The following is a 12,701-nucleotide window of genomic DNA, read 5'->3' as shown; positions in this document are numbered from 1 at the left end:
AAAATAGGGTGGGATAAAAAAATTATATGGTGCAAGGCTGGAGGGAATAGAAAAGATTTGAAACGATCAGAGGGGATGCCTTCTCTTAGCACGCCTATTCATTCTTCTGAACGCCTCACCGCTAAGACAGGCCCACGGTTAAGTGTTATTATACCGTGTTATAACGAAAAAGAAAATGTAAGCCTGCTGGTTGAAAAACTTGAAAAAACGCTGAAAGGTATCAGTTGGGAAGCTGTTTTTGTTGATGACTTTTCTCCTGATGGAACCTATCGGGAAATAGAGAGAATAGCCCAGGCTAACAGCCATATAAGGGGAATATGCCGTATTGGCCGTAGAGGGCTATCCACAGCAGTCATAGAAGGGATCTTGTCTTCTTCTGCCGAGATTGTTGTGGTGATGGACGGGGATTTGCAGCATGATGAAACCCGTATTCCAGCGTTTTATAGCCTCATAGTGAACGATGTGTGCGATATCGTCGTAGCTAGCCGTTACCTAGAAGGTGGGAATGCCGCTGGTCTGAGTGGGCCGCACAGGCACTTTTTTTCGCAGCTGGGGGTTACATTCGCTCAAAAATTATTGTCCATTTCCTTGACGGACCCGATGAGTGGTTTTTTTGCCATGAGGCGCTCCTTATTTTTGGCAGTAGCCTCTAAGCTTTCTGGGCATGGGTTTAAGATTTTGTTAGATGTGGTCATGATCCTTCCTGCCTCGGTGCGGATAAAAGAATTGCCCGTTATCTTTAAAGAAAGGGTGGCAGGGCAAAGTAAGCTTGATTTTTCAGTTCTGGCTGCTTTCTTTTTTATGGTGATAGAAAATAGGATAGGCCGGTATTTTCCCCTGAAATTTCTCATTTTTTTAGGGAGTATGGTCCCCACTTTTTTATTGGCTTCTCTCTATTTGCAGAATTTGCAGACTGGTTATTTTCAAACTGGGGAAAATCATACAGCATCTGAAAGCTTATTGTATGGCGTGGGAATTTTTGGAGCTCTTCTCATAGCCTATTTTTTTAATAATTATGTCACATTTTATGACTCCCAGCAAAAAAAGTTCAAGCTATGGGGGTGGAGTGTCTTTTTTATCGTCTGTGCTGTTCTGAGTTATTTTTCACCCCTCTGGGCAACGGAAACCATAGAGTTTCCGGATTCTTACAGCGGTCGGGTGCTAATGTTTTTCTGCCAAACTATCGCCCTTTATATTGGGTCTCGTTTTTTTATCTGGCCGCGCAAGTGATTGGCCGCGCAAGTGAAACGCCCTGTATTTTTCTGTAGTGTCTTTGTGCTTGGTATCACGCTCGTACGGTTATATATGGCCAGTATCATGCCTTTATCACCGGATGAGGCGTATTACTGGGTATGGGCACGCCATCTCTCGTTAGGGTATTTGGATCACCCTTTCATGGTTGCTTTGTGGATTTGGTTGGGAGAGCATTGTGTGGGGAGTACCTTTTTGGGCATACGCTTCCTTTCTCCGCTCTCTGTGGTTGTGGGAAGTCTATTTCTTGCGTCAGCTGTTAGGGGTTTTCATAATCCGTTGCTCAAGGAAGTTGGCCTTTCGAAGGGGTCTGGTATTTCAAAGTCCGCTCTTGCTTGTATTTACATCTACAATAGCATTCTCGCTGTGGGGATTGGGGCTGTTACCATAACGCCTGACACGGCATTATTGTTTTTTGTTTGTGTTTTCGTATGGGCCTGTAGCCATCTGAGAGGTAAGCCAACCCCTTTTTGGTGGATAGTAACAGGGTTTGTAGCCGGCTGTGCCATGGATAGTAAATATACGGCCTCGTTATTAATTATGGGGTTGGTAGGTTGGTGTTTATTAACTCGGGTAGGACGGCAGCATATAAAAACACCCTGGCCATGGTGTGGGGCTTTGGTAAGTATTATAGCCTTTTCTCCCACCCTTTTATGGAATGCTCAGCACGGTTGGGCAAGCCTGGCAAGGCAAGCCGGCCGGGCCGGAAACTGGGCGCCCATAAATGCACTTCGTTTTAGTTTTGAACTTGTTATGGGGCAGATAGGTCTTATAACACCTCTTTTATTTATGGGGTTTTGTATTGCTTTTTCCCGCGCTTTCAGCAGGCAAGCTGAAGGGAGAGATGGGAACAAAATGTTACTATGGTTAGGGATCATCCCTATAATAGTTTTTATTCAGCATGCTTTGGGAGATAGGGTTCAAGCCAACTGGCCAACTGTCGTTTATCCTGTTGGGGTGGTTTTATTAGCCATGATCGGGTGGAAGGCCACACGCATGGCATGTCTTTTGGCCCTTTTTCTGATTGTTCCTGTTTATCTTCAGGCAGGATATTCCGTTTGGGCCATTCCCCGAAAATTTGATATCAGTTTAAAACAGCTGGGGGGATGGCAGGAATGGGCGATGCAATTAGCGGCAAGGCAGCCTGCTTTTATAGCCACAGATGATTATGGTGATGCTGCAGAACTGGCCTATTATCTTCCTCATGCCATCCAGGTTGTGGGGATTGATCCTCGTTGGCAATATTTTAGGCTTTCTGCCTGTACGGTAAGGGGACAAGGACTTTTCGTTCAGAATATAAAAAGAAGAGAACCCCCTGATTCACGAATTTTTTCTGATAAAATCTTACAAGGGACTATGGTCCGGCAAAAACAAGGACGAATTGCCGAAACTTATAGGATTTATCAGGTCGCCATAGCGCCTTCTATTACAGATGAGGCGAAGAAGACCATGGGATGCTTGAAGGGATAGGAGAATCTCGGCTGTTTTTTACGGGGAGAGAGGAGACGAGGTGGGCCGTTTTTTTTCAGCCTGCTCAATAACAGAAAGTAAGTTCTGGATACGAAAAGGTTTTTCTAGGGTAAGATATTCTTGAAAATTTAAGGAGTGGAAGGACTCAAGGTTACCACTCATTAAAATAACTTCACAAGACGTTTTCTTCAGCATTTTTATGAGATCAAAAGAAGTGCCATCTGGCATGTTCGCATCAATAAGCGCTAAGGAAAAGGTCTGGTTTTGTAATGCGTTCGTGGCTTGGCGAAGGGTTGGAAAACATGAAACCTGAAAGCCGGCATGAGAGAGGATAATAGTGATTAAGGTGCTAATTTCTTCTTCATCTTCTAATACAAGGATATGTCTTTCCATTCAAACCTCATGAAAATCCCTTAAAGTTCACAGGAAAGGAGTGTATGAAAATTCCTAACGGGGTGTCAAATGCTTGTTAGACGAAGGGGTTGGGAAAGGGGTCGTATGGACTATAAACGCTTTCCCTTCCATGAGGAAAGGGCCATTAAGAGAGGGTTTGAAACGAATGAAGAAAAATTTGTGCCGCTTTTTCAAGTCCGTTTTTATCCTGCTCAGAAAAGCGCTTGATGAGGGGGCTATCAATATCAAGAACACCAATGACGGTATTATTCTTTATTAAAGGAATTACAATTTCTGATTGAGAGGCGCTATCGCAAGCGATATGGCCTTCAAAATGGTTTACATCATCAACAATTACAGTTTCTTTTTTCTGGGCTGCTGTGCCACAGACCCCTTTGCCTAGGGGAATGCGTACACAGGCTGCTTTTCCTTGAAAGGGGCCTAATACAAGCTGGTTATCTTTCATTAGGTAAAATCCCACCCAGTTGATGTTGGGGAGATATTCGAACAAAAGGGCAGCCGTGTTGGCGGCATTGGCAATAAAATCTGTTTCTTCAGCAAGCAGGGCTTCAAGGGTCGGAAGAATATCATCTTCATAGGAAACGGAGAAAGATGCAGTGCGGGGCTTCAGCATAACGAGAACCAGGCTGGTCAATACCAGATCGTTTGAAAAAAAAGGGCTGGATTAAAAAAGCACGTTTCAAGCGGGTAAAAAGTAGTCCAGAACGGGTAGAGAGCAACCCAGAAATAGAGGGTATAACGGCTTTTGCATGAGGATACTGGCGCACCCGAAAGGACTCGAACCTCTAACCCCCAGATTCGTAGTCTGGTGCTCTATCCAGTTGAGCTACGGGTGCGTTTTCCGTTAGGGTTTGTACTGCAGGGTTTGAAAAAGAGCAAGAGCTTTTTTTGATTGTTTTTATAAATATGGAATTATTCGCCGAAAAAAAGACATTTTTTTATCGATGGGCTTTATTATTTACGGTCTAAAGTAATGTTGGCCCGGCAAGAGGGGGTTGCATAAATACCCTTAAAAAGCTCTTTTTCTTGGTCAAAATGGCCTTCAAAAACCATGGGGAAAGGTTTATGGTTTGTGCCTTGGGCGATAAACTGGGCATGATAATGCGGGTGATCAGGAGAAAATGTACCCTTAAGAATTAAACTTCCCGATCCAGGAATAAAAAGAGTCTCGTCGTTTCTAATCACAAGAGTGCTAGGGCGTTCAGTAGGGCAAGTGCCCTTCTCTGTTTTTAGTGTACCAATCCATATTCCTTGTGCCTCCTGGGCAAAAGCAGGAAAAGAAAAGCAACTTCCCAGAAAGTAACTCCCTAGAAGGGTAAGAGAGAAGAGAAATCTTATTTTTTTTCCCTTGTTTAAAAGAGCAAAGGAAGAAAGAAAGGAAGAGAAGGGCGAAAAGAAAAAGCGTTTCATGGATATTGTCCGTCTGCTTTGGTTTTATTCGGGCTCAAATGAAAGAGAGAAACCCCAAATATAGAAATTTTGGCTCTCATATAAAATCATAATTAAGGCATTCTGGCTTTAATGGTTTATTCTCTCGTTAAAAAAATATATTAATACGTGTCGTTCTCCCATTCTTTGTTTGGTAAGAAAGTTTGAAACCTATGAATTCCACGGCCCAACAACCCTCTCAAGGTGTCGCATATCTGGAAAAAACCCTTCACGATGACCGTATTCTTATTTTGGATTTTGGAAGTCAGGTGACCCAGTTAATTGCACGCCGTGTAAGGGAGAGTGGCGTTTATTGCGAGATATGGCCCTTTAATGTTTCTGCTGAGCGTATTCGTCAATTTCATCCGAAAGGGGTTATTCTTTCTGGTGGGCCAGCAAGTGTAACAGAGGCTCATTCTCCACGGATTCCTTCCATTGTCTTTGAGTTGGGGCTACCTGTTTTGGGAATATGCTATGGTCAGCAGGCAATGTGTGAACAGCTTGGCGGAAAGGTTGAGAATTCAGACCATCGGGAATTTGGGCGTGCGTTTGTGGATATTCAGGAAGATAGTGCCCTTTTTCGTGGGGTCTGGTCGAAAGGAAATCGGGAGCAGGTTTGGATGAGCCATGGGGATAGGGTAGTAAAACTTCCCCCTGGGTTTCAGGTGGTGGGGACTAGTGAAGGGGCTCCTTTTGCCATTATTTCAGATGAGCGGCGCAGGCTATATGGTGTTCAGTTCCATCCGGAGGTTGTTCATACCCCTCACGGGGCCATTTTACTGAAAAACTTTACTCATGGTGTTGCTGGCTGTAAGGGGCAATGGACAATGGCCGGCTTTAAGGAGATGGAGATTGCCCATATCCGCGAACAGGTGGGGAAGGAAAAGGTTATTTGCGGCCTATCAGGTGGGGTCGATTCCTCTGTTGCTGCTATTTTGCTGCATGAAGCGATTGGCGATCAGCTGACCTGTATTTTTGTAGATCATGGGCTATTGCGTGTAGGGGAAGCTGAAGATGTGGTTCGGACTTTTCGACAGAAATACAATATTAATCTTGTCCATCGTGATGCAACGGCATTGTTCTTGGAGAATCTCAAAGGTGTTACCGATCCAGAGCAGAAGCGTAAAATTATAGGGCGCCTATTTATTGAAGTCTTTGAGGAGGAAGCCGTAAAGCTTGGGGGGGCAGACTTCCTTGCTCAGGGAACATTATACCCCGATGTTATTGAAAGTGTCAGTTTTACAGGAGGGCCTTCAGTCACCATTAAATCTCATCACAATGTTGGGGGATTACCAGAGCGGATGAAAATGAAGCTGGTGGAACCCCTGCGCGAGCTGTTTAAAGATGAGGTTAGGGCCTTAGGGCGTGAGCTTGGCTTACCAGAGGTTGTTATCGGCCGCCACCCATTTCCTGGCCCAGGCCTTGCCATCCGAATTCCTGGGGAAGTTACAGCTGAGAAACTCACCCTTTTGCGAAAGGTTGACAGTATCTTCCTAGAAGAGATTCGCCAGGTTGGCCTTTATGATGCCATTTGGCAGGCTTTTGCGGTGTTGTTACCAGTGCGAAGTGTGGGTGTTATGGGTGATGGCCGTACGTATGATAGGGTATGCGCCTTGCGGGCTGTTACCAGCACTGATGGTATGACCGCAGAGGTTTTTCCCTTTGATATGGCTTTTCTGAATCGTGTGGCAAGCCGTATTGTCAATGAGGTGAGGGGCATAAACCGTGTGACTTACGATGTGACATCCAAGCCACCGGGAACAATAGAGTGGGAGTGATCCCGTGTCCGTCATGGACCGGCACGAAAGAGCATGAGATAGATGAGATAGCAGCTAAACCTGCGTAACTTTGGGTTTTTTTCATTCTTGGCTTGGCACTGTCTAGCAAATTTATGCAACGCCAAGACCCGTATTTGTATGGCATGATAGGTGGTACTATCTGAATCTGATGCCAGCTGAAGGGTGGTTGGGATCCACATGACAATCTCCAAGAGCTCGCCACTCCTTGGAATCATCCGAACTCCGGCTCCTTAACCCCTTTCGAAACGGCCTCTAAATTGTAATAATATTTTCAATAGAATATTATTCGCTCAACTGATAGTGTTCTGACTGTGCTCAATTGGATCACATCCTCCAAGTCGGCTGGAAGCATGTGTGGAATCACACTACGAATGAGGCATGGGTGGTCGATTGGAGGTTGCGTGGGACTGTACGAATGGTGGTGCAAAGCCACAAAAAAAGGCGATAAGCGCAAGTACTACTGGATCTATGTTGAGAGGAACGGCGGTCGAAACGAGATTCGCGCAGACCTCGTCAAGACTATTCGGTCGCACTACGACCGCCTTGAACGCATAGCCGAAGACGTGAAGCGCCTCGGATATAAGGGCGCAGCCCAGATTCTTAGTGCAAAATTGCCGCAAACTGCTGAAAGCCGGTCCGGCGATCTCGGGGAAATTCTTGCGGTGGAACTGGTCGAGGAAGAGGTTGACCTACGTGTGCCGGTGTGCCGTCTCCGTTATAAGGACGGCCGCAATGTGGTCATGCGCGGTGACGACTTCATCGGCGTTGGATACAAAGGGGCTGACAAGAGGCTCTGGCTTCTTAAGGGGGAGGCCAAGAGCAATAAGGTGCTTAGCAAGAAAACGGTTACGAGCGCTCGCGAGGTGCTGAATCGTGACAACGGCCGCTGCACGCCCGCTTCCCTCCTGTTTGTCGCAGACCGTCTCCTGGAGAGTAATGACCGGCACGACAACCTGCTTGGTCGTAGCCTTCGCGACGAGGGGGATATGAAGTCCCTCTGTGCCGACTGCATCGACCATATGCTTTTCACCGTGTCGGGTAACGGTCCGCATGCATCGTTGAAAGAGGACCTCGACGCCGTAGGGACGAATTGTAATCACTACGTAGTAAAATCCACGTCGTAGATCACCAGCATTTTATCACAGCCGTGTACCAGGAGGCGGAAAATCTTGGAAACAATTGACGAACTAACCACGTTCTTGACTACCGCGACGGAAGATGATGGCCTGCTCTATCGTGGCGTTGCTTGGTCGTTAATGCGCGAGAAAGGCGTGTTGCCTACGAACGCTCCGTCACTAGGTCCGATGATCGAAACTGATCTTGCCGAATACGGTTTTGCCTTGCTCCGTGGATCGATGGCTCTGCGTGCTCAGGCCGGTGCGTCGGATCTGACAAACAAGGCGTTCGAGTGCGCCGCAATCGCCTTTGAATCCTTGGTACGCAACGGCGATCCGAAGTCCCCTGATCGCGGTTTTCACCGCACGATCGCCGCTGTAGCCTATCATCTGGCTGGCTTTTCGGCCCTTGCCTATTCGCTCTTCAACGATGTCACGGATGATCTCAATGCGTCGCCGGGTGAAACGGCGATCCGGCATTTGATCTTGCGTGATCTTGGCCAGTTGCGAGGATTCGTTCGCGATTGGTTGGGCGATCAGGCTCACGAAGATGGGGAGATCGTTAAGGCGTTGAGGGGCAAAGAGTCTGACATCGACGAGGCTTTATCGGCAATCCTCAACACGACGATATGCCGGGCACTGGCGTGTTTCGATTTGCGCTCGAGACGGACGAATCTGAGTCAATCGAGACCGCGCGGATGCTGCTCATCACCGCAGTCAGCTTGGCGGACAACGTAGGGAATGTTCCGCTGTGGTGGATCTCTAACCTCTGTCGTCACCTGATCGATGACCTCTGACAGCATTCTCTGCACGCAAATTTACCGATTGAACCGCCGGAGGGAACAGAGGAAAAATACCCTGATCTGCGCCGGCTGTTTATCTCGTCGCTCTACGCCCTCAAGACGTCCGAGGTGGAGCTATGGCCATCACAGCGCGAAGCAGCTCGGCGTTCCACGGATGTCACCGACGATTTAGTCGTCTCCCTGCCGACCAGTGCCGGCAAGACTCGCGTGGCGGAGATTGCCGCACTGATGACTCTGTCGTTGGCGTGCCGGATGTTGATCGTGACGCCGCTGCGTGCACTGTCCGTCCAGACCTAGCGATCATTCAGAAAAACATTCGCACCGCTCGGCTTCAGCGTTTCCTCCCTTTACGGTGCTAGTGGCCTTTCGGCTGGCGATGAAGACGTACTGCGCACGCGCGAGATCATCATCGCGACGCCCGAGAAACTTGATTTTGCGCTGAGAAGCGACCCATCGCTGATCAACAATGTCGGTCTGATTGTTCTCGATGAAGGCCACATGATTGGTTCCAGTGAACGCGAGATCCGCTATGAAATCCTCGTGCAGCGTCTGCTTCGGCGCGCTGACGCAGGCGAACGTCGTATCGTTTGTTTGTCTGCGATCCTGCCCAGCGGTGATGAGCTGGATGACCTTACAGCGTGGATACGCTCTGATCCGGGTGAGCCTGTGCGTTCCGATTGGCGCCTCACACGGCAGCGGTTCGGCACGCTCGCCTGGCGAGGCAAGGACGCGCAGCTCCGGCTAGACCTCGATGACAATGATGGTCCGTTCCTCGACAAATTCGTCGTGGAGAAAGCCGCACAGGGGAAAGAGACGAAGCCCTATCCGCGCAAGAACTCGCATCTCACCCTGTTCGCAGCATGGGAATTCGCGGGCCAGGGCAAGCGGACACTGATCTTCTCCACCCAAGCGAATTGGATCGAGAGCTACGGTAAACAGGTGGTGGACCTCCGCAAACGCGGTTATCTGGACTCACTGTTGGAGGATGAAGCCTCGATCGCCCGCGCTCTGGAGGTCGGCAAAGAGTGGTTGGGCGAAGACCATCCAACCGTCGCCTGCCTAAAGGTCGGCGTTGCTATCCACCACGGCGACCGCCGAGCTCGTTCCTTCGCGAACTGGAAGCCCTTCTGTCCGAAGGTGTCCTGCGGGTCATTGTCGCGTCGCCGACGTTGTCTCAGGGTCTCAACCTCAACGCCGCTGTCCTGTTGGTGCCAATGTTGTATCGGGCATCCGAGATGATCAAAGGAAAGGAATTCGCGAACGTTGCTGGTCGCGCAGGGCGCGCCTTTGTGGATGTTGAAGGCCTCATCGTTCATATCATGTTCGATAATGTCAACTGTCGAAAAAATAAATGGAGGAAGTTAGTGGCTTCCGCCAAGGCCCGAACGCTGAAGAGCGGTCTCATCCAGATTATCGCCGAGATTCTTGAGAGGCTGGCCCGTAAAGGTGTTCTGGATCGTGATGATGCTTGGGAATATTTGGCCAACGCACGTGAAGCTTGGATATCCCCCGAGGAAGGAGCTAAAGTCGTAGAGCCCTTGATGACTGGCACGAAGTCTGGTGCTAATGGCGACAATGAGGAAACCATCGAAAAGGAGTCACTATCACAGATCGTCGAGCGTCTAGACGCAACGGTATTTGGTCTGATCGAAGCACTCGACTCCGATCGTTCTGACCTGCCGAAGCTCTTGGACGATGCGCTCAAGGGATCGCTCTGGGCACGCCAGATCGCGCGTGAGGACAAGGGTGTCGCCTCGCAGCATAAGAAGGTGTTCGAGGCTCGCGCCGATCTCATCTGGAAAACCACCACGGCGCAGGCGCGACGTGGGCATTTCGCCATGGATGTCGGACTCGAGGCTGGTCTGCAAATCGACGCCATGGCTGACGAGCTGGCCGAACTTCTAGATCGAGCAGACAATGCGGCATTGAGTGGCGACGTCGAGGCACTTGTTGATGCGCTCGGCGGTCTCGGTGAACGTCTGCTATTCATGCGACCTTTCATCCCCGATAAGGCGAACGCATTACCGGTGAATTGGAGGGCTATCTTGCGTAGTTGGGTGTCTGGTGAGGATGTGGCCAAAATCGGACCCCAGAACATGCGAGTCGTTGAGGAGGCATTCACCTATCGTTTGGTCTGGGCTTTGGAAGCTGTTCGTACCCGCCGCATGTCATTCGGTTGGTTGCCGGAGAAGGTGGCGGGTGGCGGCGCAGCAGCGGTCGAAACTGGCGTCCCGCAATTTATGATGTCGATGCTGATTCGCGCGGGACTTCCTTCGCGGCGTGCGGCCATGGCGGCGATCAAAGATGCTAAGTCGGTCTTCGTCACGCCAGCTGGGATGCGGGCTTGGCTTGAGTCCGACGAGATCACAGCCTACACTGACGCCAGCGACAAGCCCACGCCCGATACGGCTGCGCTGTGGGTGCGGTTTCGAACCGACGCCCTTAACGGCGGCATTCAGAAATGGTCAGTCGAACATTACAAGCATCTGCTTGATGACACTGTGATAGTCCCGCAGGCTGGCTTCTATCGCATAGTTATCAACGAGGGCGATGGGCGGATTTGGCTGATAACACCCGACTATCAACGTGTCGGTGCGTTCAAGAAATCGGCTGTTGATCTCAAGCCTAGCCTCCACCAGGCTGGTTGCCCGGCGGCACCAGACTGGTGGAGGCTTTACGTGTTGGGTGCGGCAAGCTGAAATGGCCTCCAGATGATGCATAGAGGGCGTAGTTTCTGGTAGATGGAGTTAGTTCATAACGGCATATTCACTGGAGCAACCATCATCGAAACCCAAGGCCACTGTGAGCGGTGCTTGAAACGGTCGTATTCTTAGATGAGTCAGGCTCTCTAGACTACTCTTGGTATTTTTTATGGTATTAAAACCATGTTGCGATTTAAAATACTGAATTTTCTATTAAAAATTTGATTGTTTATAATTGAGTAGGATCCCTTGATTAGATAAACGCTAAAGAGGGGCTCTAGTCTATTACTATTATCAGAGGAGCCTTTTTGGTAACTGTGCCTGATCGGCTGGTCGTTCTTGTCGTTGGGGAGTAGTGTTTTCTGTTTGGGCTTAAGTGGCGTGCTTTTTTACCTTCTTTCCGATCTACGCTCCTCATCTTGTGCAGCATGAAGGGCAGAAAGATGGGTTGCTTCTGCTAGGAGAGAGGCTTACAGGCAAAAGAGTAGTTCTATATAGTTGGAGGGTGGCACCAGATTATTACTGCCTTGAGAGGCTTTAATGTTACCCATCTTTTCTGGTGCTATGGTATTCTCATCACGCTTACGAGAAGCATCTATCAGTCAACGAATGGCCAATGCCACTTGTGCTCTGCACGGATCTCAATATGGGGTGGGCTTTACGTGATGCGTTGATTGTTTACGTTTTACATCAGAACTGGGTAGAGGGTAGATCATGGTTTTTGTGCTGAATCGGTGTAAAAGCTGCTCCGGCCGATATCAAGCCTCGTAACCTCACGTTAAAGGACAAGCTTTATGAGGTGAAAGACCTGTAAGGGGCTGGTGTCTGGATCCTCATATCTATTTTTATAATTTTACCATTTTTGAAGGTTCGATTTTGCTTCACTATCATGATGTGATCCACAGCGAAGAAGAGAGTAATGCTGTTCGCTCTTACACGATCAGCTTAGCGGAATGCCCGTGAGTGGGATGGGGAGAAGAGAAGTTAAGAGAATCTCCTATCGGGAATTAGCCAAAGGGGAATTAACCAAGGAGAAAGCATGAGGTAAGGACCGTATTAAGGATGCGAAAATGTTCTATGTATTATGGGTTGAAAAATGGGTGTGTGGACACCCGATGGTTTCTAACACCTGCACTTTATGTCGTGCAGTTTTTGAGCATATGCTGAAATCAAAATAAAATAATGGCCGGGGTCACTCATCAAGGCTGACAGGTCAGTGTCTTTGCATTGATGACCTTCTTTTTGATTTCTTTACCTTGGTAGCGTGTATTATTCTCAAGTCTGTCGGAGAATTTGATAGCTGGTATTATTTTGTGACCCGTTTTGGCTAGAGGGAGCTGCTTTTAGGGTGCTTCTAATCCTTACGCCGAGAAGATTTTGGTAAACTTATGAAAAGATGTTTGTCTGTGGTGGCAGCTAGAGTATTACTAGCAGTATTGAGACTCATGCGTATTGAAGAACGAGGAGAAGAGATTTCCTGTAAGACTTTAGTCACAATTTGCGAATTTTTGATAGTCTGGTTGATCCTTCACCCTTTCTGATTGCTCTCTTTTGAACACTCCCCTTCATCACACAAAGCCAGAATGGCCCTAGGGAAAGTTATGCGGTACGGCCTGTCGGTTGAGACGTGGATATCTGTGAGGTGTGATATTCGGGGGTGGGTTTATTTTCACGTATTTCCTATTGGGTGAAGTTTCTTGTGCTGTCTCTTTTTAAGAT

General features: G+C 48.5%; 9 protein-coding genes, 1 tRNA gene and 1 pseudogene. 7 read left to right on the top strand and 4 right to left on the bottom strand.

Features of this window, described 5'->3' with window-relative positions:
• Window positions 1-57: 57 nt before the first annotated feature.
• Window positions 58-1,230, top strand: coding sequence for a polyprenol monophosphomannose synthase (locus tag JGUZn3_RS00530; RefSeq protein ID WP_203413860.1), 1,173 nt, complete (start codon window positions 58-60; stop codon window positions 1,228-1,230).
• A gap of 87 nt (window positions 1,231-1,317) precedes the next feature.
• Window positions 1,318-2,721 carry a glycosyltransferase family 39 protein gene (locus JGUZn3_RS00525; protein WP_203413859.1) on the top strand — a complete coding sequence of 468 codons (1,404 nt, stop codon included), beginning with the start codon at window positions 1,318-1,320 and terminating at the stop codon, window positions 2,719-2,721.
• A gap of 18 nt (window positions 2,722-2,739) precedes the next feature.
• Here the strand turns inward: JGUZn3_RS00525 and JGUZn3_RS00520 are convergent, their stop codons facing one another.
• The 4 genes from JGUZn3_RS00520 to JGUZn3_RS00505 all read right to left on the bottom strand — a co-directional run bounded on the left by JGUZn3_RS00520 (window position 2,740) and on the right by JGUZn3_RS00505 (window position 4,545).
• Window positions 2,740-3,114 carry a response regulator gene (locus JGUZn3_RS00520; protein ID WP_203413858.1) on the bottom strand — a complete coding sequence of 125 codons (375 nt, stop codon included), beginning with the start codon at window positions 3,112-3,114 and terminating at the stop codon, window positions 2,740-2,742.
• Window positions 3,115-3,259: 145 nt separating this feature from the next.
• The gene (locus JGUZn3_RS00515; protein WP_203413857.1) at window positions 3,260-3,748 is read right to left on the bottom strand and encodes a GAF domain-containing protein; all 489 of its coding nucleotides are present in this window, start codon (window positions 3,746-3,748) and stop codon (window positions 3,260-3,262) included.
• A gap of 146 nt (window positions 3,749-3,894) precedes the next feature.
• Window positions 3,895-3,971: transfer RNA gene (locus JGUZn3_RS00510), tRNA-Arg, on the bottom strand.
• Window positions 3,972-4,089: 118 nt separating this feature from the next.
• Window positions 4,090-4,545 (bottom strand): hypothetical protein, encoded by a 456-nt coding sequence (locus tag JGUZn3_RS00505; protein WP_203413856.1) that lies wholly within the window; start codon window positions 4,543-4,545, stop codon window positions 4,090-4,092.
• Between the two features lie 191 nt (window positions 4,546-4,736).
• Between JGUZn3_RS00505 and guaA the strand changes: the two genes are divergently transcribed.
• From guaA to JGUZn3_RS00480, 5 genes and pseudogenes are all read left to right on the top strand, one after another.
• Window positions 4,737-6,341: a glutamine-hydrolyzing GMP synthase gene (gene guaA, locus JGUZn3_RS00500; RefSeq protein ID WP_203413855.1), complete on the top strand. Its 1,605-nt coding sequence runs from the start codon at window positions 4,737-4,739 to the stop codon at window positions 6,339-6,341.
• Between the two features lie 422 nt (window positions 6,342-6,763).
• Window positions 6,764-7,486 (top strand): HamA C-terminal domain-containing protein, encoded by a 723-nt coding sequence (locus tag JGUZn3_RS00495; RefSeq protein ID WP_203413854.1) that lies wholly within the window; start codon window positions 6,764-6,766, stop codon window positions 7,484-7,486.
• 45 nt (window positions 7,487-7,531) lie between these two features.
• Window positions 7,532-8,215, top strand: coding sequence for a hypothetical protein (locus tag JGUZn3_RS00490; protein WP_203413853.1), 684 nt, complete (start codon window positions 7,532-7,534; stop codon window positions 8,213-8,215).
• A 173-nt stretch (window positions 8,216-8,388) separates the two neighbouring features.
• Window positions 8,389-9,519 (top strand): annotated as a pseudogene (locus JGUZn3_RS00485) (DEAD/DEAH box helicase).
• Window positions 9,516-10,979 carry a hypothetical protein gene (locus tag JGUZn3_RS00480; RefSeq protein WP_203413852.1) on the top strand — a complete coding sequence of 488 codons (1,464 nt, stop codon included), beginning with the start codon at window positions 9,516-9,518 and terminating at the stop codon, window positions 10,977-10,979. Before JGUZn3_RS00485 ends, JGUZn3_RS00480 begins: the two are co-directional and overlap by 4 nt.
• Window positions 10,980-12,701 lie beyond the last annotated feature (1,722 nt).

The organism is Entomobacter blattae (assembly GCF_014672835.1).
Taxonomy (GTDB): Bacteria; Pseudomonadota; Alphaproteobacteria; order Acetobacterales; family Acetobacteraceae; genus Entomobacter; species Entomobacter blattae.
The sequence above is the reverse complement of the archived record's forward strand: the minus strand, read 5'-3'. Positions and strand labels throughout refer to the sequence as shown.

Coding starts and splice junctions, on each gene's coding strand:
- JGUZn3_RS00525 (WP_203413859.1), top strand. CDS start 1,318: ATGCCTTTATCACCGGATGAGGCGTATTACTGGGTATGGGCACGCCAT.
- JGUZn3_RS00520 (WP_203413858.1), bottom strand. CDS start 3,114: ATGGAAAGACATATCCTTGTATTAGAAGATGAAGAAGAAATTAGCACC.
- JGUZn3_RS00515 (WP_203413857.1), bottom strand. CDS start 3,748: ATGCTGAAGCCCCGCACTGCATCTTTCTCCGTTTCCTATGAAGATGAT.
- JGUZn3_RS00505 (WP_203413856.1), bottom strand. CDS start 4,545: ATGAAACGCTTTTTCTTTTCGCCCTTCTCTTCCTTTCTTTCTTCCTTT.
- guaA (WP_203413855.1), top strand. CDS start 4,737: ATGAATTCCACGGCCCAACAACCCTCTCAAGGTGTCGCATATCTGGAA.
- JGUZn3_RS00480 (WP_203413852.1), top strand. CDS start 9,516: ATGATCAAAGGAAAGGAATTCGCGAACGTTGCTGGTCGCGCAGGGCGC.